We start from the raw sequence: 21165 nt of genomic DNA on the forward strand, positions 1-21165 counted from the left end.
CACTCCAGCGGACGTGACCGAGACGGCGACGTGACCAGCCCCGACGTCTCCTGGTCCTACACCGGCTTCCACATGTTCAGACAGTGGCTGGCCGACACAGAGGGCTTCACCCTTGCTGAGATGCGCGGGTTCGGTGGACACCGCGAGTGGAGCAGTGTCTCCACCACACTGACACCACTGCTCGACCACCCAGACGATGACGGATCCCTCACAGCCGCTCAATGCGCAGCCATGTTGCCCAGACTGGAGGCGATCATCGATCAGCTCCGTCCCGAGGACGGCGACCTCGTTCTCCAGCGACGTGTCGACGACGCCCGCCAACTGGTCACCGTCATGAAGTACTGCCTGGGCAAGGGCGTTGATCTCCTCTTCGGCTGACTGTCGCAAGCGGTCCCCTGTCGGAGACGACCTGCAGTTACGGGACATCTCTTACTGGCTCTAACAAAAGCTGTTTGATCATGTGACTGTCGGCTTGATCGTTCGTTGATGTGGTCATGGGGAAGCGTCAGTCGCGGCCGTGGATCGTGTCGGACGAACTGTGGTCGCTCATCGAACCGTTGCTGCCCGAGCCACCGCCGAAGCAGGTCGAGGGCCGGCCCCGGGTGCCCGACCGGCAGGCCCTGTGCGGGATCCTGTTCGTGCTGCACACCGGCATCCAGTGGGAGTACCTGCCCCAGGAGCTCGGCTTCGGCTCGGGCATGACCTGTTGGCGCCGCCTGGCGGCCTGGAACGAAGCCGGCGTCTGGGACCAGCTGCACCAGCTGCTGCTGAACAAGCTCCGGTCGAAGAACCAGCTGGCTTCGCCGGGGGCACCCCCACCCACGTCCGGGCCGCTCGCAGGGGCCCAAAAGCGGACCCAGCCCGGTCGACCGCGCACGTCCGGGCAGCAAGCACCACGTCATCACCGACGGCCAAGGGATTCCGCTCGCGGTGTCGTTGACCGGCGGGAACCGCAATGACGTCACCCAGTTGCTGCCGTTGCTGGACAAGATCCCGCCAGTGGCCGGAGTGGTGGGCCGGCCGCGCAGGCGGCCCGACATGCTCTTTGCGGACCGCGGCTACGACCACGACAAGTACCGCCGGCTCCTGCGGCAGCGCGGCATCCGGCCCGCGATCGCGGAGCGGGGGCAACCGCACGGCACCGGTCTGGGTACCTTCCGCTGGGTCGTCGAGCGGACGATCTCCTGGCTGCACGGCTTCCGCCGCCTGCGGATCCGGTGGGAACGACGCGACGACATCCACGAGGCCTTCCTCGGACTCGCCGTCTGCCTGATCACCCACCGCCACGTCCAAAGGCTTTGTTAGGGCCAGTTAGCCCACCGTCTCGTCCGCAGCTTCGCCGAGATCCTCTCCACCCGCACCGGCCAGCATCTGAAGGACTGGGTCGTCAGCGTGCAAGTCGAGGAGCTTCCCGGCCTCCGCTCTTTCGCTACCGGCCTGGAGAAGGACTGGGACGCCGTCGTCCAGGGCCTGACCAGCCACTGGAACTCCGGTCCGGTCGAGGGCCGGGTCAACCACATCAAGATGGCCAAACGCCAAATGTTCGGCCGCGCCAAACTCCCGCTCCTTCGTAAACGGGTACTCCTCACCGCCACCCGATGACGGCCCGACTCAAGCAGGATGAAGCCGTCGAAGTACATACTCCGACGGCCGGCAGAGGGCTCGAACAACTGCGTTGGTGACGACGAAATACCCCGGGCTTACCCAACCGTCCTCTTTACTCACGAGCTCCGGACCGTCCTCGCGGTAGTAGCGGAGCAACAGACGGCGGCGCAACGGAGCCCCAGCCACCAACAGGACTGGAGCGACGACGACTGCACCGACTGTCACGGCGAGCCGGACTGTCTGGACCCCGACCACGCTCTCTGCCCGCATCGCTCCAGTCTGCCGACCGGAAGACACTCGTCCACCGCTCTCACGAAATGTGTGCCAGAACCGCCGGTGAGCAACACTTGTGCCTGGAACTCGCCTACAGAGCCACCCCGGCCGACTTCCGACCCGCGGTGTCCTGAACAGCGCAGCACTCACAGCACTCCCGGCGCTTCAGGCGCCCAGGGCCTCTTCGACACTCAGATGGCAGGAAACGAAGGTGTCCACTCCGGTCACCTGTAGCACGCGCCGGACGGCCGGCCGCGCGTCGGCAATGCGTATCCACCCTGCTGCCTGCGTCGTCTGCCGATGAGCCGCGACGAAGACGTTGATGCCTGAGGAGTCCATGAAGGTCACCCCGCTGAGATCGGCGACGATCCGTTCAGGCACCGCTCCACCCTGGTTCAGCAGGGCCCCGCGGAGCACGCCCTGGACGTCGTGATCGATTTCACCCCGCAAGGTCACGACACGGCCCCCTCCGATCACGTGATGTTCGGCGGAAAGATGATCTGGCGGGTCGGCTTGCTCGGTGGGTGCCCTGGTTTCCTCGCTGCAATTCAGGCTTACCCCCTGCGACGGGGCACGTGCGGGGGTGAGTGTGCCCCACCGACACGATCGGACACACCACCAAGCACAAGCACGATCGATGCGTCATGCACGGTGATGGCCGGATACCTGCGCGCCCAAGGGAAACGAGGAATGAAGCAGGTGGAATCGGATGCCGACGGTGACGGCTGTCCAGAGCCGGACACGCACATAATGCGCGCCGGCTACACCCTGGGCGGCGGCGTGATTACTCCTCTTCCCGCGCCGTGAGGTAGTTGGCTGCGGTGCGGCGGGCTCTTCCCAGGTTGGCGCGCACGGTTTCGGGCCGCAAACCGAGGTGGTCGGCGATTTCGGTGGGGGTGAAGCCAGCCAGGGCCCAGGCCATGACCTGGCGCTGCCTCGGCGGCAGGCTGCGTAGCAGGGGCAGTGCGTCGTGCTGGACTTCCCATTCCGCGATGTCGTCGGGACGGGGCAGAAGTGCCGTGGGTTCGGGTACCTCCTCGACGAGGTCGTCGATGGAGGTGGCCCTGCGGATCAGCGCTCGGGAGGCGGTTTTGTGGACCCACGTCTTCGGGTCTGCGATGTCGGCCCACTGCATGTAGGCGTCGGTCATGGTGTCCTGGGCAATGTCCGAGGCGGTGTGCAGGCTGGCGCCGTGGTTGATCAGGAAGCCCACGAGAAGGCGGATATTTTCGCGGTAGAAGGCGGAAAACTCTTCGTCCGCCTGCTCGTCTGCAGCAGGGGGGCTCCGATTGAGGTGATGCAATAGCCGCTCGGCGCCGGTTCCTGTGATGGGGTCGATGACGACCGGAGTGAGGGGCCTGAGGAAGGTGGGGAGATCCTTACGGGTGCTGCCGGGCAGGATCACAGGCACGATCCGCTGCCTCACCTTGGTGTCGTGGGCGAGTTCGTTCCGGAGCAGGTGGGCTTCGAAGGCCAAGCCCATAGACGGGTCGGAATCGGGATTCTCGGCGCGGCGTTGGTAGGCGGGAGAGACGATGGCCAGGACGTAGTCGGCTGCCTGAATTTCGTGTCGCATCCAGGCCGTCACGTCCTGGCCGGCCTCAATGTCGATCTGGTCGAGACGGGCGTCGATTCCTTCCTTACGCAGCAGCCGCCACAAACTGCGGACCTGTTTGGCGTGGGTACCGTCGTCGTCTTCACGGGCGTAGGAAATGAACACCCGCGGCGGTCGGCGCCCGGTCAGCCTGCCACTCGTATGGTCGTCCCCGGCTGATGTGGAAGGGGCGTCGGGCAAGGGGTGCAGGCGGGGGATGCGCCGCATGTGCGGGCTGCAGGCATTGCTGAACCCGCGGTTGTTGACCAGGGTGCTGATGGCGGCGAGAGCGAAACGAGGGCGTGCGGAACGGTCGTCTCGCATTGCGATGGCGAAGCCCAGGAGAAAGTCCTCGAAGAAGACGGGGGCCCCGGACATGCCCCTGGCGAACGGTTTCGTGCTGCGGGGCGACGGCAGGGGGTTCGTGGGTTCGAACTCGTAAGCGGCATCAGGGTGGGTGGAGGCAGGGTGCAGGATGCCGGTCAGATGGCCGCTTGGCTGTGGGGAAGCCGCGTCTGCGATGAGGACGCCGGTGATGTGGCCGGGGTTCAGCGGTCTGTCGCCGGTCAGCTGTGCCCAGCGGGGGGTGGAGAAGTGGCTGTCGGTGGCGGGCTCGGCGAGGTCTTCCTCGGCGAGGAGCAGAGCGGCGTCGTGGGTGTCGTGTGTCCACAGCACGCGGCAGTCGACCCAGCCGTCTGCGGTGATGGCGCCGCGCCTATTGCGGACCTTGATGGTCTCGTGCTGGCGGCCCGGTTGGAGGATGTGCGCGGCGGTGAGGATCAGGCGAGGGCTCAGCAGGAAACCGGTACCCAGCTGGCGGAAGCTGCTTCCGGCGAGCACCGGATCTGTGGTGCTGGCGATCATGACAATCCGCGTCGGTGAAGGCCCTCCTGGCCATCGTGGTTGCGACGTAGCGCTGTCGTGTGGAGTGGGTGGGGTGTTGTGCAGGAGATCCTCTACGGCGGTCAGGGCGGCGGTGTGAAGGGTCAGGACGTGAGCATAGGCGGGGTTTTGGTCCAGGTTGGGGGGCGGGTTGATGTGCCTGGTGCGGTCGTGGGGGAGGCCGAGGTGCGCTGCGAAGCCGTCGCGGGCACGCTGGAATAGCGCAGCCCGCGCCGAGGGTGTGTCTGCTAGTGGCTTCAGCCGGAGGGTGTCGTGCGCAGCGTCGAGCCGGTAGTCGATCCACGTGGTCAGGCGCTCCCACCAGGCTCCGGCATGGCGGGCAAGCAGGAGTACGCGGACTGGGGTGTTTTTGCGGCGTAGTAGCGGCTCCTGGAGGAAGCCGTGCAGGGTGGAGAGGGGCCAGGTGTCGGCGTAGTCCACCACGACAAGGATCCCTGCACGGCGCCCCGGAAGGTCTTCGGGCAGGGTGGCGTCCGTACTAGGCTCGCTGCTTGCCGGTGTTGATGCCTTCCCCACCAGCCATCCCGCATCCTGGCTCATTTTGCCGAACGCGATGGCCAGGCGTGTTTTTCCCTCTCCGCCGGAGCCGTGGATAAGCCGGACTGACAGACCGGCCGGGTTATCGCGCCAGCGTGTGAGGCTGGCGAGCTCGGCGTCGCGGCCGCTGAAGGGCACCACCTGGAAACGGGCAGACAGCAGTTCCGACGGCCGCTCGGCAAGGGTGCGTAGATCAGGCAGGGCAGACGAGCTGGGGAACTCCTCGATCCGGTAGGCGGGATCTCGCCAGTAGACGCTGAGCGCTGCGTCCGAACCTGTGGCCGTGGCGTCTGGAGAGGGAGCATCGGTCATGGATTGGGGCGGAGTCTGAGATTCCTCGCCATTCCTGTCGGGCTGCGGCTCTGGGGAATGCGTGGTCTCCCGCATGGATGATGACGCGTCGTGCGGGTGACCGACGGACGGTGGCGCGGGCTGGCGGTCGTGGTCCGCTGAAGAAGCGGTCGAGGTGGGTGTGATGTGTGCCGGGGTGGCTGATGGCATCGAGCCCGACGCGGCCGGTGCCGCGTTGGGCGAGCCGGTTGTTTCCGCGACGGTGCCTGCGGCGGGGACGGCGATGCCCAGGAGGCGGAGTGTGGCGGTGGCGGCTTGGGCGAAGGGCTGGAGCTGGGCGGGTAGTTCGGCTGTGGCGTGCGGGCTGTGGAGGACGGCGGCGATGCCGCGGGGAGCGTGGGGGTGGGCGGCGAGATGGCGACTGAAGGCGCGGAGGGCCTGCCAGGCGTCATGGGTGGTCAGGTGGGTGCGCAGCCGGTCTCGTGCCGCAGGGCGGAGCACCAGGACGGGGTCGTGGCCGGGGGTGGGGGTGACCGTCAGGAGGCCACTGGTGAGCAGTTCGGCGAGGTCGGTGAGCTGGGCTTCGGGGACGGCCTGGTCGCGCAGTACGTGCAGCAGGGGCAGGGTGAGTTCGGGCAGGTGGGAGCACAGGACGGCGAGACGGACTGCTGCGGCGGAGGCTGTGTGCAAGAAGGCGTCGGCGAGGACTGCGGGATTGTCAGTGGGTTTGGGGGCGGGGGAAGCGGTGCCAGGGGGGATGGCGTGGGGCAGGCGTCCGGTGGCGGGAATGAGGACGGCGTCGCAGCCGTGGGGGTCCGTGTGCATCAGGGTTCGGGTCCAGGCGCCCAGCGAGTGAGGGGTCAGAGAGGCGACCGGCAGCGCCTGCCATGGACCGAGGTTTTCGCGGTGTCCGGGGCGCGGGTGCCATCGCAGGGGTAGGCGGTAGTTCAGGGCGCTGTTACGGGTTCCGGCTTGGGGGGCGGTCGCGCGTACGGCGGGCAGGTTGAGTGCGGAGCGGCGCCACAGGCGCTGCGGCAGAGGGTTGACGAGAGCGACGGGTGCCTGCCGGCCCCAGGCGCTCAGTAGCTGCCAGGGCCGGGGGTGGTGCCAGCCGCGTGCGGCGCAGTCCGAGACGATCACAATGAGGCGTCGGCCGTGTGCTCCGCTGCCGTGGAGGGGGACGCGGTCGGCTGGAATGGCCCGCTCGCAGTGGTCGCGCACGTGAGGCTGCGCGTCCTGCCAGTTCAGTTGCCAGGTATGCACGGTGCGGAAGGCGCCCAGGCTGCCCAGCAGGCGGACCAGAGCGTGTGTGGTTTCGCCCCAGACGCTCATCGACAGCGAAGTGTCAACGATGACGACGACTTCGAACCAGCGTTCCGGCCGTGGGGCGAAGAGCGGTACCAGTGGCCCTCCGCGGGCATAGTGCTCCACGGTGGCGTCGACATCGAGGCGCATTCCGCTGCCGCGGCGCCATGTCCTTCGCAGCGGCTGGATCGCGCGTCCGACGGCCAGTGCGCCGGGCAGCGGAGCGGCCCGTCCCAGGGACAGTGGAACGCCGCGGACGCGGGTTGTTCCCCCCGGGTGGAGCGCGGATACGTCAGCGTCTTCGGCACCGTCTGCGGTGCCGGCCAGCGCTGACGCTGAGGGCTCGGAGGCTTGCGCGGGGGCGCTCTCCGCGGCAGTGGGTACCGGGGGCGTGGAAGAGGCTGAGGCACCGGGCTCGCCGGTGTCGCCGGCTGCGGCACGCGCGGCTGCCAGCCACACAGCGTCGGCGAGGAGCTGCGGGTCTGTGTCGGCCGGAACCGAGGTGCCGAGCGCGGCCAGCAGGCGGCCGAGGTCATCAGGCACGGGAGAGCTCGCGAAGAAGTAGCTCGCGCAGTTCCTGACGCTGCTGTGCCGGGAACTCGTGAACATCGGTGAGCAGTGCGACGGCGTTCAGGAGCTGGTCGATGGCCAGGTGTTCGCCGCTGCCCACCCGCTCGGCGAAAGTGTTGATCAGTTCCTGAGCGTTGGCGTCAGGTTCGCGCTTGAAGTGCGCGTGCACGATGGTCTGCAGCAGTTCGGGTGTCAGCGGGGGCATGGTGTAGCGGATGCAGCGGCGCAGGAAGGCTGGGGGGAAGTCGCGTTCCCCGTTGCTGGTCAGCACGATGAAGGGAAACTGTGTGCACTGTACACGTCCGCCGGGGATGACGTATTCATCCTGGCTGTCCCACTGGCGGACCTTGACCTTGGGGCGCCGGTAGCGCACGAGTTCGGGGATTTCGTACTCGCCGCGCTCCAATGCCTCTAGCAGGTCGCTGGGCAGGTCCAGGTCGCTCTTGTCGATCTCGTCGATGAGCAGGGCCCGTGGCCGCTTAGCAGGTAACAGTGCCGTGCCCAGCGGTCCGAGCTGCAGGAATGGGGCGATGTCATCGCCGCCGCGGTGGTGCCTGTGCTTTGTGTGCGTGCCGAGGCGGTTGCCCATGGCGGCCTGCAGGCTCTGGGCATGGATGCGGCCCAGGGCGTCGTAGCGGTACAGCGCCTCGGCCAGGGTGCTGCGGGAGGTGATGTGCCAGCGCAGCACCGGGCCGAGGTCCAGTTCGTGGGCGACCTGCTCGATCACGGTGGACTTCCCCGACCCGGCGGGCCCGGTGATCAGGAGCGGGCGGCGCAAGTGCAGGGCCGCGTTGACTGCGTCGGTCAAACCGGGCGGAGGACGGAATTCCTCGTGCTGCGGGGTGCGGGGGAAAGTCCGCCACGGCGGCGGGTCTGCCAGAGTCGTCTGTCGCGGCTCGCCGTCACCGTGGTAGTAGGGCTTCCAGGTCACAACTACTCCTCCTCGGGGGCGGCCACGATGCGGTTTTCGAACGGGCGGCAGAAATCCAGCCATGCTTCGTCGTGCCACACGGCTCGGATGTCGCCCAGGCAGACCAGGCAGTCCGCGTGAGAGCCCTTCCAGCGGCTGCGATAGGCATCAGCGAAGCCGTCGGGCAAGTGGTGCCAGTTCTTCTGTACCACGGTCTGGACTTGCCCGTTGGCGGGCCGTGCATCGGCGCGCGGCCACAGAATGATCGGCGCATAGGGCAGGAGCAATCCCAAGATCTCAGGCAGGTCCTGGGGGTGGTGGTCGAGCCCAACCGCCGCGGCGTACTGGCCGGCCACCAGTGCGTCCTCCAGGCCCGGCTGGTCGCCCAGGACAGCTTGGTCGACCCACTCCACAGGCACTTCTCTACAAGACGCCATGGCGTTGAGTGTCTTGCGGGCGGCGTCGTTGATCTCCGCGTTGTCCTCAGACGGGTCCAATCGGCCGCTCCAGCGCGCGACGACCACATGGTGGGTTCCCAGAAGATAGCGGCCAACCTTTTCCTCTTCAGGCTGCCACTGCGCCAGCAGATGGGCGGGGGCGGCCACATCGACGTGCATCAGCGGGTCCGGGACAGGAAGCCGACTGCGTGCCCAATCCAGCGCTGCCTTGATCGCTTTTCCCACACCGATGCGGTCTGCGGATTCGCAGATGAACCGCTCGCGCGCCGGCGGTGCCGATTGACCAAACAGCAGCCAGGTGTCCACCTCTTCCGGCCAGTCCGTCCAAGCGCCGACCAGGCTGACGACCAACCGCACTCCCTGCCTCTGCCTGTTCTGCGAGAACTCGGCCAGGGCATCGTTGAACTGGGGGATCACCCCATGCTGCCGCGCCCACTCCCGCATCTGGGGATACTCGCCCGCAGAATCGACCTGGTGTTCGACGGCAGCCATGAAACGGGCAAGGCCCTGCCATCGAGCCCCATCCACAGGCTGCGCGCGCAGGGCGGCATACTCCAGCAAGTCCCGCAGCGGCACCGCCCCCTCAGCCTCCGGCGGAAAACCCGCCAGACGTCCCGCAGCACGGAGCAGATCGCTGGTCAGCGCAGTGGCGAACACCCTGCTAAGCAGTTCGCCGGTCTGTGCGCATTCCACAAGTGCGCCCGCCACGTCGCCCACGCGGATACGCCAGTCAGCGCTGGTCTCGTCCTTGTCCTCGACCTGGCAGGTGCGTACGAAGTCGTGTAACTCGGTGAGCGCGGTACGGGTCAAGCGCTCAGGCAAGTGCCGCTGCACCCGCCACATCTCCACGGCCTGCTGCAACTCCTGCCGTCCCAGCGGACCCACGACATCGTCGGCAGCCCGCTGGCTGCGATAGCGGCGGTTGCGGGACAGCCACAAGCCCTCCAGGGCGAACGGGTCGTTGTCGAGTTCCATCCGCCCGATGGCCTGCCCACTGACCCGCTCGCGCAGCTCCTTGGTAAGCGTCCGGTCCACGAACACTTCGCTGCCTGCCCCGGCGAGCCCCTCAGTCAGCACCTCGACCAGGGCGAAAGTCAGTCTCATGTCCCGAGCGGCCTGGTCAGCTGCAGCAGCAGTGAGCACCGACAGCCGCGTTCGGCCCGCACGGATACCGCCCGCGATCCGGCCTGCGTCCGGCGCTGCCCCCGCAGCGTGACAGGTATCGACCAGCGCTATCACGCCGTCCACGCCGGCCTCATCGGCTGCCTCGGCCAGCAACTGCCTGACATTCACCGCCGACAAGAAACTCTCCGTCGTGGAGTCACTGACCATGAAGTACAACTCGGTCTGCTGCGGTGAGGTAAACCCGTGACCGAGCAGCGCCACCACCAGCACAGCACTATCGGCCTTGGCCTGCCGCACTGCCATCACCACGGCCTCGCGGACGTCCGCAGGCCGGAGTTCCCTGTTCACCAGCAGAGACGGGTACTCACCGGTCCGGGCCTCACAGCCCCCCAGCGCAGGATCAGTCAGCACGTCATGCAGCTCACACGCGGCCTGCTCAAGCCGCGTCAACGCTCCCATGGCCCGGCACTGTGCCCCAATCACCAGCACATGCCGCGCCAGCCCGCCCGTCACTGCTTCAGTGCCTCCACGATGGGCCCGGCCACAGCCGGCTGTCGCAAGTACTTCGTCGCCGTGTGCACCCACACACCGTCAGAGTCCACCCGATCCGTCACCGGCACCACCCCGGAGGAACTCGGCAGCATCCACTGCTGCACCCGCGGGCGGGCTACCACGATGTCGTCCCGGTCCCAGAAGTTCAGCCACCGCCCGACCGGCTCCGGCGTACGCGCGGGCTGCGGACGCACCCGCTGCAGCACCGCCGCCCCCGTTGCCAGGGGAGAGCCCAAGGTCACCAACAGCTGCACCGAGCCTGCGTAGTCATGCAAGGCCTCGAACGCCACAACCGAGCCCAGCGAATGGGCCACAACCACGAGCGGCCGCTCCAGATCTACCCCATGCAGCACCCGCTCACGGATCCGCACATCCAGCCGCTGGCCACTTCCATCCGCCCCACCGCGATCCAGGTAGCGGCCGACCTGAGCCAGCTGCCCCAGCAACGTCCTGCCGCTCGCCCACTGAGCAGCCCGCCGCAGCCCAGGTACCTGCAACAGAGTCGTCAGCACTCTCCCCAGGACTCGAACCGGCTCCCCGAGCCCCTGCCACTCCCCATCCCCGTCAGGCAGCTGGTTTCGGGCAGCCTCGATAGCTCTCAGCGCGCGTTTATCTTCTTGCTCTTGGGCCTGCAGACCGAGCTCGTCGATGACGTCCCGGACGAGTGAGTCCAGGAATGCCACCTGCTCATCGTCGTGCCCCCCGGTATCCGACCCCTGCGTGTCGCGGACCATGAACAGATCGCTGTAGTCCGCGAAGCGGGCCTCCGCCAGCCACCCCTGGGTCAGCCCGGACACCGAATCGGCATGCCCCGCCTTGCGGGCGCCCTCAGCCAGTGCTTCCAGCCACTCGCGGCGCTCTTGAACCGCATCTCGTACGCCGCCGATACCGTGTACGAATACCAGCTGCCTCCTGGCGGAATCACTCATCCCATACCCCCGTACAGCAGCCCGCGCCTTGACTTCTGAACCCTGCAGCTCGTGACAGGAAAAGCGCTCAGAGTGATCCCTATCAGATTGGAAGGCGCCCACGCTCCAAAACGTAGAAGAACGCCTTACCAGGTTTCTTCTACCATCGGCGGTGAAGCGACTGCTCGATCGCAGTGGCGGGCACGGTGGTGCCGGTGATGACGTCCTTCACGCCCATTCCGTGCCCAGCTCCTGTAGCGCGTGTCCAGGAGCGGTCTTTCTGATCAGTGGGTCATGGGGTTGGTCTGGGCTGATCAGTTTGGTGCCTGGTGGTGGTAGCGCTTCAGGCCGGGTTGCTACGGCTCGGTGATGGAGGGAACGGGGGCTTGGGCTGTGTGCTGAGCTGGCGCTTTGTCAGGTGAAGTGAGTGTTGGTCAGCTGTGGTCAGTTCCGCTGCGTGGTGATCAGGTTCGTTGAGTGTTGCTATGTGCTGGCTGTGGTGTTGGTGGGGTGGTTGAGCCAGTACAGGGCGGTGTCCATGTCGCGTGGGGTCCAGTTGCGGATCGGGGCTGGGGCGGCGGCCAGGAGCTGGTCGATCGCTTTTATGTAGCGGCTGTAGCGGCCGGGTGCGTGGCTGAGGGTGATGCCGAGGGTGCGCAGTCCGCTGTGGGCTCGCTGGTCGTAGATGGCCATGCGGGTTGGTGCGGCTGCCGTGAGGACGGCGGAGGCGAGGGCGTCGCCGGTACGGAAGCCTGGTAGGGGAACGAGTGCTGCTCGGCCGGCTTGTGCTGCTGCGCTGCGGCTGAGAGTGGTGTCCCGGGCGGCAGCCGTGGCTGTGGCGGTTGCGCGGCGTACGTCGGCGTCCGCGAGCGCCATGAGTTCGGCGGCCCAGGGGGTGTCGGCTCTGAGGCGCTTCCACATCAGTAGTGCTCCGATGTCGGCTTTGCCGATGTGCCCGCTGACGCACGTGCGTTGAGCCACGTGTTGCAGCGTCTCGTCGTAGTACGGACTGACGGTGTCGGTGTAGGCCTGGCGGGCGGAGGCGAGGCGCTGCCATTGCTCGGGTACGAGGGCGAACGGATTGTCTGTCACGGCTTGCTGCTCCGTCTTGTCTGGAGGCGTGGGTCGGGTGGTCAGCTGCTGCCCGGGGTGTTGCCGCGGCGTACGCGAAGCGCTTGGAGGATGCCTTGCTGGTGTTCTTCACGGGGGTCAGCAGGGGCTGTTGCCGGGGTGTCGAGGAGCGGCCCGAGGCGGCTGTACAGCGCTTCGAGGCCGATGAGTGCGTCGAGGCTTTGCAGAGTGGCGTCGTCGATGACCGGGAGCGGGGCCCGGTCGGGCGGTAGGAGCGTGGCGAGGAGGTCAAGCGGGTTCCACCCCTGGTCGAAACGTTGGTTGATCCAGGTCCGGCAGACCTCGGACTCGGTATGGCGCCACGCCCAGATGAGGGTGATCTCCAGCTCGGTGAGTCCGTGTACGGGCCGGCTCGCGGCGGGGGTGAGGTGCCGTGTGATCTTGTGGCTGATCAGTGAGCGGGCCTCACCTATCCAGTCGAGGGTGGCTGCTGCCTGTGAGCGGTCCGAGGCGTCGGAGTCGTCACGGCTGGTGACGCGTTGGAGGGTGCGAGCAGCCAGGACGGCTCCGTCAGGGGTCTCGGCCATGATCTTGAGGATCGAGGGCCGGTCGGGCTCGGCAAGGTCGGCCAGGAGGTCTTTCGCGAGGAAGTCCATGGCGCGGTCCGCAGTGAACAGGCCGAGGGCCCCTTGAGGAGCGGCGGTGAGGTGGCCGTAGTGCAGGGCTGCGGCTTTGAGGAGCGCGGCCGCCGGCAGGGGAGCGCCAGCGGCGCGTTTGTAGCCGATGCGGCGGGTGATGCGCTGGGTGTCGTCGCGCAGGCGTAGGAGCAGTTCGTCCGCTTCGGTGCCCGGGGTGTCGTCGGCCAGTTGCTGCAGGGCGGTGTCGAAGGTGTGCTCGGGAAGGTCGTCGTCGGGGACGCCGAAGACCATGTACCGGTCGAAGTAGTCGATGCTGCCGATGCCGCGCCGCCGCGCGATGGCCTGAAAGTTGATGCCATGGCCGAGAGCCTGCCGGACTGGTGCGAACAGCATGCCCATCAGGCCGATCACGCCGTCCAGGTGCTGTTCGGCGACGCCGGCGCCCTGCAGCCTGGTGCGCCAGCGGTCGATGCCCTGTTCGGGCCGCTCGTCGCGGCGCGAGGGCAGGTCCATGCTGGTGCCGGTGAGTTCGGCTCGGTGCTGCCACAGCAACTGGTAGGCGCGGGGTTCGTTGGTGCGCAGGAAGGTGACGATCAGGAAGTCGACGATGTCGACGTTGCCGGTGAGCTGGCCGAGGGTGGCGTCCACTTGGCCGAAGAACCGTTTGATGGCACGCGGGGTGCGCAGTCGGTCCTGCAGGTACCGGTAGTAGGCCTCGGAGAGCCTCCGCTGCTCGCCGGGGGTCAGGGTCAGTCCGTGGGAGGCGAGTACTGCGGCGAGGGAGCGGTCGACCAGGATGTCGGCGTCGCGCTCACGGAACGCGGGGAGGTCCAGCCGGACCTGGATGATCTTTTCCAGGAAGTCGCGTGCACGGGGCTCGCTGTTACCGACCAGCTCACTGCGTTGCAGGACGTCCAGCAGGGTCCGTTCGTCGAAGCTGATCAGGTAGTACACATTGGGCAGATGCCCTACCAGGCGTACCAGCTTGAAGACGACGAGGAGCTCTTCGGGGGTGAGGCGGTCCAGGTCGTCCATGACGACGAGCACTGGGTGACCCGCCTTGCGCAGGGCTTCCTCGGCTTTGTATTTGGCTGCGGATGCGCTCGTGTCGCCGCTGATGCGGTTGCTGACCTCTTGGATCAGCCCCTCGGAGTCCAGGCCGAAGAGAGCAGTGACCTTCCTCAGAGGACTGATGGCCTTGCCGAATCCGCCGATCTTCTCTCGCGCCTCGGACCACCGTCCGTCCTTCGGGAGGGCTTCGCGGATCTCGCTGAATAGCGCCAGCGTGAGCGACTCCAGGTCGGAGTACAGCCACGGGTTGAGTTCCGCGACCAACCAGCCGTCATCGTTGGCTGTCTCCCGTAGACGGCGTGTCACCTTACCCAGGACGCTGGACTTGCCCGAGCCCCAGGGGCCGATCAGCGCGAGGACTCCGGTTTCGGTTTGGGCTCGTACCCGGTCCAGCAGGCTCATCACATGCCGGGCGTACTGCCCGTGCCCGAGCAGGTCAGGTCCTTCCTCGTGGTCAAGGAAGGGCTCGTCGTTGAAGAAGCGCGCGTCGGCCATCTGCTCATTGTCGGGACAGAGCTTGGGCCGGGTACGGGTGTTGGCGAATCAGGTCGGTGAGGCGATGCCGATGAGGGTGAGGAGGTGTTGTTGGTCAGGGTGGAGGAGGAGCCAGCCCCGTCGTTGTTTCTGGAGCCAGCGGCGGGCTGCCGGGTGGCGGGAGTGGGTGCGGGCGTGGTGGTAGGCGCGTTGCCAGGCCATGCCCCAGGGCGGGTTCCACCAGGGGTCGATGGCGGTCAGGGTGCGGGCTGCGGGGGTGGGGCCTGTTTTTCTTGTCCGGTAGCGCTGCTTGTTCAGCCATTGGCCGAGTAGGAAGCCGCCCTGGATGGTGTCGCGGGGGACGGCGAGGTGGCCGTGGATCTCGGCGAAGGCCCGGGCGCGCTCGACGGCGGTGCGCCAGGGGTGCACTCGCAGGGCGCGTGCGTGGGCGACCTCAGGCGTGATGCCGATCGCGTTCAGCAGGTGCTGCTGGCCGGGGTGGAACTGCTGGTATTGCATGCAGGCCCGGGTGATCCAACTGCCGAGGACGGTGCCGGTGGAGGGAATCAGCGCGGCGGGGTCGAACGGCTTGCCTGCTTTGACGTGGTCGCGGGCGCGGTAGTAGTTGCGCTGCCAGTGCAGGTCCCAGGGCGGGTTCCACCAGGGGTCGACCGCGGCGAGTTCGCTCAGGTGGGTTGAGGGCGGCATACCGGCTCGGGCGCGTTGTTTGGCGCGGTTGCGTTGGCTGAACAGCCACACGCCCAGCGGGTATCCGTCGTGCCAGGTGTCGCGGGGGACGGCGAGGTGGCCGTATTCGGCGTGCCAGGCCCGGGCGTGTGCCAGGGCCGTCTCGAAGCCCGGCCTCAGATCGGGGCGGTGCCCGAGGCGGCTGCGGGGGCCGCGGGGACGCTTCGGCTCGGCGGCACGCCGAGTGTGGCGTCGACCGGGGGAAGCCGCGGGGTCTGCAGCCCTTCTGGCGTGACCGGCCTTGTCTTCCACGTCCGGGGCCGGGGTTGCAGCTGACGTCTTCGGGGCCGTACGTGCATGTTCCCGGGCCGTACGGGCCACCTCGGCGGTGATGCCGATCTCGGCGAGGAGTCGCTGCTGCTCGTCGTGGAGCTCGTCATACGTGCTGCACTGGCGCCGCAGCCATCGCCCGGCGAGGCAATCGTCGAGGTCGATGAAGCCGGAGTCGGGACGGAGAGGCTGACCGTCTGCGGCGTCTCGGGCGCGGTGGTAGCTGCGCTGCCATTTCAGGTTCCAGGGCGGGCACCACCAGGGGTCGACTTCCGCGAGGGCCTGGGCGCGGCCGGCGGGCAGGGGGCGATGGCCGGTGCGCTGGTAGTTGCGCTGGTTGGCGAGCCACTGTCCCAGGCGGAAGCCCTCGTGGACGGTTGCGGAGGTTACGGACGCCAGGCTTCCGTGTTCGGCGGCGTAGGAGCGGGCGTGGGCGAGGGCTTCTTCGGCGCCGGCCTTGAGGTTGCGTCGTCGGGGCCGGGCGGCGGCCGCCGCCACAGCGTCGATACCGATCTTGGTCAGGAGCCGCTGCTGTTCGGGATGGAGGGTGGGGTAGCGGGTGCACTGCAGGTACAGCCATTCGCCCAGGCTGTAGCTGGTGGCGGGGAAGCCGCGGGTCGGCTGCAGGGGGCCGCGGGCTTCGGCGTGATCGCGGGCCTGGTGCCAGGTGCGCTGCCACAGGGTGCTCCACGGCGCGTTCCACCACGGGTAAAGCGCGTTGAGAGCAGCGGCTTGGTGGGCGGGCAGGCGGGTGTGGCGGGTGCGCAGGTTGGCGAGCCATTGCCCCAGGGGGTAGCCGTCCGGGACGGCTTCTTTGGGGACGGCCAAGTGCCCGTATTGCTGGTGGAAGGCACGGGCGTGCGCGAGGCTGCTCTCAAAGGCGCGTTCGGCTTGGAGGCTGTGGCCGCGCAGCCGTTTGACCGGCCGTGGCTCCGGCTGGCCGCCGTCGGTGCGTGATTCCGGCGGGGGCAGGAGGTCGCTGAGAGGGCGGGGCCGGTGTGGTGAGTGGACCTTCCACAGTGTTTTCTGCGCCGCGGGTGTGGGAGCGGCGCGGGTGCGTACGCAGGAGTGGGCCCAGGTGAACAGCGGTCCGTGGGTGACGGCGGCGAGGTGGTGGACGAGCCACGGCCGCTGGAGCTCATGGGCGGCCTTGGCCAGTAGGGCGGGCAGCTCGCCGAGACGGTAGGGGAGATGGCCGCCCGATGCGGCGACAGTGCGTTGCTGCAGGGGGCGGCTGGCCAGCAGGCGTGCGAGGGCGACGGTCTCGGGATAGGTGATCAGGTCGCGGGCGGCGACCTTCCACCAGCTGGGATCGGCGTTGTCCGGTCGCGTGGCCTCGAGGCGGGCCAGCCACGCCCGTTCCTCGACGGGCCAGGGCTGGTCCCACCAGGAGTTGGTGACGGCGCGGGCGACGTCGAAGGCCTGCGCCCTAGCGGGGGAGCGGCGTAGCAGCCGGACATGCCGTCGCTGGGCTTCGATCACCTCCGGGCACCGGCCAAGGGGCACGGGCAGGCCGCTGGTGCCAGGCACGTACAGGAGCCAGTTCCGGTGGCGTGCGCAGACCCGCTCCTCGGGGGCCAGGTACTGGCGTGCGGGCACGCGGCGTCCGGTGCGGGCGGCGGTGCATGCGGGGCATACCGGGCCCCAGGCGGCGACGGCCTCCTCGCCGCGCATCAGCCGCCCGACCGGGCCGGCCCCGTACCTGCCGCATGGCTCTTCCCGCCTCCACGCGGGCAGGGCCCGCTCGAGCACCCGCGGTGGAACGCGGCACAGCACGGCAACGCGGGCGCGCGCCTGGGCGTTGAGGTGGATCTCACTGTCCGGGCACAGCATGCCGGTGAGGTTCTGCTGGCCGCCGATGTCGGTGGCGGCGGCGAGCAGGTCGCGGATGGCGAGGTGGTAGCGGGCGGCGAGCCTGGCCAGGAACGACAGCGTCAGCTCTCCTGGCAGCGGAGCCACCCGTCCTGCCGCGCCGCTGGCGATGGAGGGCACGGTCCCGCCGGAGACTGCCGACTTGCGTCCCGCACGCCCGCCCCCGGGCGTGCGGCTGGGCGCGGTCGTGCTGCGCTGCTGTGCCACCCCGGATGCTCCTATTTCCGCCGTGCAGGCCGGGCCGGCCGAGCCTGGGTTTCGGCGGCCGCGTCGAGCTCCACCTCGCCAAGCAGCTGTTTGGTGATCCGTTCGGTGCCTTCGGTGATGGCGATCAGGGCGGCTTCGCGGATGAGGTGGGAGAGGCTGCCGATCCGCCCTGCGGTGCGGGCATGGAGGTAGGCGGCGTGCTTGACCAGGGTTCCGGGGCGGTGCGCGCGCAGCCTCAGCAAGTTCTCCATGGCCCGCACGAGGTCGTCCCAGACCGCCCGGTCCTGCTCGGTGGCATACGCCAGCGGGCGGTGGCGGAAGATCTTGAAACGGCCGGCGATCTGCGCCCCGCGCACCCCGCTGAGCAGCGAGGAGGTCTCGATGTCGATCGCGGAGTACACGAAGGTGGCCGGGATGCGTTCGCCGAGGTACTTGAGCTGGTCGGAGGTTTCCGCGCCGGCGCGCCGCTGGGTGTCCAGGAGGTGGACGTCGTCGATGAGGACCAGCTGGGTGCCCAGTTCGCACAGCAGATCGCACACGGCGCCGGTGATCTGGGTCTGGTTGAGGCGGTCGGTGATGGGCATGCCGAGGAACCGGGCGAACTCGCTGACGAGCATCTTGGGGGTGGCGGCCGGCGGCACGCTGATGAACAGCACCGGTCGCCTGTCGCCGTGGCCGGGGTGCTGGCGGGCGTCGGCCAGCTGGAAGGAACGCCCGAGCGCCATCATCGTGGTGGTCTTACCCGTCGTGGCCGGGCCGGAGATGATCAGACCGCGGCGGGCGCCGGCTTGCTGGCGGCGGTTGACCAGCAGCAGCCGGCGTACGGCGGTGAAGACGCTGTCCATGGCGGGGGTGCGCATGACGGCGAGTTCGGAGTGGTAGTCCTCGCGCTCCGTCTGGGGCCAGGCGGGGTCGGCGGCGTCGCGTGCGGGCGCCGGGGCTCGGTGGACGAAGGCGTCCCAGCCCTGCCATACGGTCGGAGGGGCCAGCGGGGCGAACCCGACGGCATCGTGGGAGAGCGGGCTCACCATTGCAGGGATTCCTCGAAGGGGTCGTAGACCGTGACCTGGCAACGCCTCGGTGTAGGCACGCCGGCTTCCTGTACCGCGACGCTTGGGGAGTTGCCCAGTGATGTGTGTTCAGCCGGCCAGACACCCAAGGCGCCGTCGTCGGTCAAGGGCTCCTCGTCGTCCTCGCTGTCGCCGAAGACGTCCTCCCCGGGCTCATCGGCTTCCGCCTCCGGCTGCTGGCCGTACAGAATCCCCCACACCGCACCATCGGTTGCGGCGGTGCGGGCGCGGGCGGCGACGATCTTCTCCCGGCGGGTGCCATGTCCGGCGGCGGCGCGTTCCAGCAGCTCGCGCAGGGCGAGCGCCAGGTCGTGTTCGTGCTGGGCGCGGTCTGCGCGGCGGGCAACGGTGCGCCGGAGGTGCTGCCAGGTGAAGTCGGTGAACGGGGCGCTGACCAGGGTGTGGTGGATCCACGGCACCGCCTCCCACCCATATCCGCGCGGCTGGTCAGGCTTCGGCAGGCGTACCTAGACCTGGCTGGGAGCGTGCGGGTCGTAGTGGATCTCCCACAGGCCGTCCGCCGTCGGCGAGCGCTCGCCGCGGTAGGGGTTGAGGACCTTGTGGTCGTAGGTGCGGTAGTCGATGCGGATGCCGTAGTCGTTGATCTTCTGCCGCTTGACGGGCATGAGCTCGATGTAGTCCTCGTGACCCAGCGGCACCGGGACGTACCCGCACACGGCGACCAGCGCCGCCCACATCTCATTCGGCGACAGCGCACAGCGGGGCATCATCGGGTGCCGCAGCCCGTCATGCTCACGCTCCTGCCATCCGCAGATGATCCACTCCTGCAGCAGGTCGTCCAGCTGGGCCAGCGTCCACACCGCCTCTCCTTCGGCGTCCTGGCCGCGCTCGCCGGTGTGCGAGCCCGTGTAGGCGGCCACATGCTGCACGAACAGTGTGTTGATCGAGGAGAAGGTGCGCTCCACATGCCCCTTAGCCGGCCCGTTGCCCGGCGGCGCGGGCTGCACGGAAATGCCCAGCGACTCGCAGGCGGCGATGAACGAGGACGACACGAACACCTTGCCCTGATCGACCACGATGGTCTGCGGGGTGATCACCGGCCGCGCCGCCGAGCCCTCCAGCCGGGCATCCACGCTCAGCAGCCGCTCGTAGGGCACCACCGAGCGTTCCATCGCCAACGCCTCGGCCCAACCGGGCCGCATCGGCGCCGGGACCATCATCTGCGCCAGCAGCAGCGCCGCGTCGACGCTGCGGGTCCCTTTCGCATGCAGCACGGCTGCGCAGATGGTCCGGGTGGCGACATCGAGCGCGATGGTCAGCTCGGGCCGTTCCGCCACCCCGTCGTCGAGGATCACGAAGGCATCCAGCAGAGTGCTGTCCATCATCACCAGCTCACCCGGAGCCATCACCGTCGTCGGAACGAATGGGGGAGCCGGCCTCGCTGAGCGCCATCGGCGCTGCCGCGCACTGCCCAGCAGCCCGCGCCCGTCAGCCAGGGCGTGCACCAGCCGGTTGAACGTCGCACCCGAGGGCAGCCGCACCACCCCCTCCCCGTACTGCTCGGCCAGTAGCCGCTCGGTGTACACCCGCAGCCGCCCCAGCGTCCCGCTGGAGCGCTCCCGCCCTGTCTCCAGAACCTCCCGCAGAGCGGTCACCACCCGCTCGTCCGCACGCCCCAGCGCTGTCCGCGGCCGGGTGGCACGGTGGTCCACCAGCCCCCATACCCCGTCCTGCCGGTAGCGGGCCCGCATCCGCCGCACCGTCACCGCGCTGGTGGGCATGCCGGCCGCCGACAGCTCCGCCGCCTTCGCCTCCTCCCGCTGCGTCATCGTCCGCGTCTGCGGGTCGTACTCTGCCCGCCGCGGACCCGCGTCACTGGGCCCGCCCGGCTGCCCCGTCTCCACCTCCCGCACATGCCGCTCCCACGCCAGGGCCCGCTCGCGCACCGCCTCGGGCAAAGACTGCAGCAAGCCCAGCGGCGGCACCCTGGACACCTCCGGCGCGTCCAGGACTTCGAACCCCGCATCGGCGAACAGCAGCGACAGCAAAACCGCCGCTACCGCACCGTCCTCGGCGACCAGCCGTACCTGCCCGTCAGCAAGGGCCGCCACCGTCCACGTACGCCCCCCGAACCGCACCTGGCATCCCAGCCCCACTACCGGCCTGCCCGGCATCCCGCCACCCGCCCTCACTCGGCCGCCTGGGCCCACACCGGCATCCGCTCATGCATCGCCGCCCCCAGATCCGTCGCCAACCGTCCCGCCCACAGGGCATGGAACAGCGCGGGAAGCACCAGCAGCGGATCCCCGATCCTGCGTACGCCCTCCCACAGCGGCGCCGGCTCGGCGAACGACTCCTGCAGCGCGTCAGCCAGCAACCCACCACCGTGGTGCCGGGGGTGCCGGTATCCGGCCAGCCAGGTCACATTGCGCCGGTAGACCGGATCCACAGGCCCGAGCACCCAGTACCGCCAGCCCGCCGCCGTACAGATCTCCCCGACCACCGCAGCAACAGACCGCTGGCGCCGAGACAGCTCTTCTCTTGCTGTGCAGTCGGCGAGCACTCCCTGGCCATCGGCCAGCCGGAGCATCAGCTGAGGAACATGCGCCCGCACCCCACTCGGCATATGCCACCGCAATTCAAGCGGCCGGGCGGCCAGACCGCTGACACGCGGGTCGCGGTCGAGGAGTGCGATCTCTCGGTTTTGGGACAGTGGGGTGAGAGACAGTGGGGTCTGGGTGTGTTGTTGCTGG

General features: G+C 68.5%; 13 protein-coding genes and 2 pseudogenes. 3 read left to right on the forward strand and 12 right to left on the reverse strand.

Going from position 1 to position 21165, the window contains the following annotated elements; all coding sequences use genetic code 11:
• The first annotated feature begins 30 nt into the window (after nt 1–30).
• The 3 genes and pseudogenes from AMK33_RS39790 to AMK33_RS39800 form a co-directional block, all read left to right on the forward strand.
• The gene (locus tag AMK33_RS39790) at nt 31–378 is read left to right on the forward strand and encodes a hypothetical protein (RefSeq protein ID WP_079195177.1); all 348 of its coding nucleotides are present in this window, start codon (nt 31–33) and stop codon (nt 376–378) included.
• A 116-nt stretch (nt 379–494) separates the two neighbouring features.
• A pseudogene (locus AMK33_RS39795) lies at nt 495–1305 on the forward strand (IS5 family transposase).
• Between the two features lie 21 nt (nt 1306–1326).
• Nucleotides 1327–1602 (forward strand): annotated as a pseudogene (locus AMK33_RS39800) (transposase); the annotation flags it as partial.
• Between the two features lie 441 nt (nt 1603–2043).
• Here AMK33_RS39800 and AMK33_RS39810 read toward each other — a convergent pair.
• The 12 genes from AMK33_RS39810 to AMK33_RS39870 form a co-directional block, all read right to left on the reverse strand.
• Nucleotides 2044–2355: an STAS domain-containing protein gene (locus tag AMK33_RS39810; protein ID WP_327380515.1), complete on the reverse strand. Its 312-nt coding sequence runs from the start codon at nt 2353–2355 to the stop codon at nt 2044–2046.
• A gap of 307 nt (nt 2356–2662) precedes the next feature.
• The gene (locus tag AMK33_RS41020; protein ID WP_268817402.1) at nt 2663–7117 is read right to left on the reverse strand and encodes a sigma-70 family RNA polymerase sigma factor; all 4455 of its coding nucleotides are present in this window, start codon (nt 7115–7117) and stop codon (nt 2663–2665) included.
• Nucleotides 7044–8009 (reverse strand): AAA family ATPase, encoded by a 966-nt coding sequence (locus AMK33_RS39830; protein WP_073938115.1) that lies wholly within the window; start codon nt 8007–8009, stop codon nt 7044–7046. Before AMK33_RS39830 ends, AMK33_RS41020 begins: the two co-directional genes overlap by 74 nt.
• Before the next feature lie 2 nt (nt 8010–8011).
• On the reverse strand, nt 8012–10084 hold the full coding sequence (locus AMK33_RS39835) for a hypothetical protein (protein WP_079195176.1): 2073 nt from the start codon (nt 10082–10084) through the stop codon (nt 8012–8014).
• Complete coding sequence (locus tag AMK33_RS39840; RefSeq protein ID WP_073938116.1) at nt 10081–11052, reverse strand: hypothetical protein; 972 nt, start codon at nt 11050–11052, stop codon at nt 10081–10083. Before AMK33_RS39840 ends, AMK33_RS39835 begins: the two co-directional genes overlap by 4 nt.
• Nucleotides 11053–11514: 462 nt before the next feature.
• A complete protein-coding gene (locus tag AMK33_RS39845) occupies nt 11515–12123 on the reverse strand; it encodes a hypothetical protein (protein WP_167748622.1) in 609 nt (202 codons plus the stop codon).
• Between the two features lie 41 nt (nt 12124–12164).
• Nucleotides 12165–14306, reverse strand: a complete 2142-nt coding sequence (locus tag AMK33_RS39850; protein ID WP_073938117.1) for a KAP family P-loop NTPase fold protein — start codon at nt 14304–14306, stop codon at nt 12165–12167.
• Nucleotides 14307–14354: 48 nt separating this feature from the next.
• Nucleotides 14355–17381 carry a Helicase associated domain protein gene (locus tag AMK33_RS39855; protein WP_235618364.1) on the reverse strand — a complete coding sequence of 1009 codons (3027 nt, stop codon included), beginning with the start codon at nt 17379–17381 and terminating at the stop codon, nt 14355–14357.
• 11 nt (nt 17382–17392) lie between these two features.
• The gene (locus AMK33_RS39860; protein WP_073938118.1) at nt 17393–18412 is read right to left on the reverse strand and encodes an ATP-binding protein; all 1020 of its coding nucleotides are present in this window, start codon (nt 18410–18412) and stop codon (nt 17393–17395) included.
• The gene (locus AMK33_RS44595; RefSeq protein ID WP_235618365.1) at nt 18406–18870 is read right to left on the reverse strand and encodes a hypothetical protein; all 465 of its coding nucleotides are present in this window, start codon (nt 18868–18870) and stop codon (nt 18406–18408) included. Before AMK33_RS44595 ends, AMK33_RS39860 begins: the two co-directional genes overlap by 7 nt.
• A gap of 48 nt (nt 18871–18918) precedes the next feature.
• Nucleotides 18919–20523, reverse strand: coding sequence for a transposase (locus AMK33_RS39865; RefSeq protein WP_235618366.1), 1605 nt, complete (start codon nt 20521–20523; stop codon nt 18919–18921).
• 77 nt (nt 20524–20600) lie between these two features.
• On the reverse strand, nt 20601–21165 hold a 565-nt coding region (locus AMK33_RS39870), incomplete at its 5' end, for a TnsA-like heteromeric transposase endonuclease subunit (RefSeq protein WP_327380516.1).

The sequence above is a fragment of the Streptomyces sp. CB02400 genome (genome assembly GCF_001905725.1).
In the GTDB taxonomy this organism is placed as follows: Bacteria; Actinomycetota; Actinomycetes; order Streptomycetales; family Streptomycetaceae; genus Streptomyces; species Streptomyces atrovirens.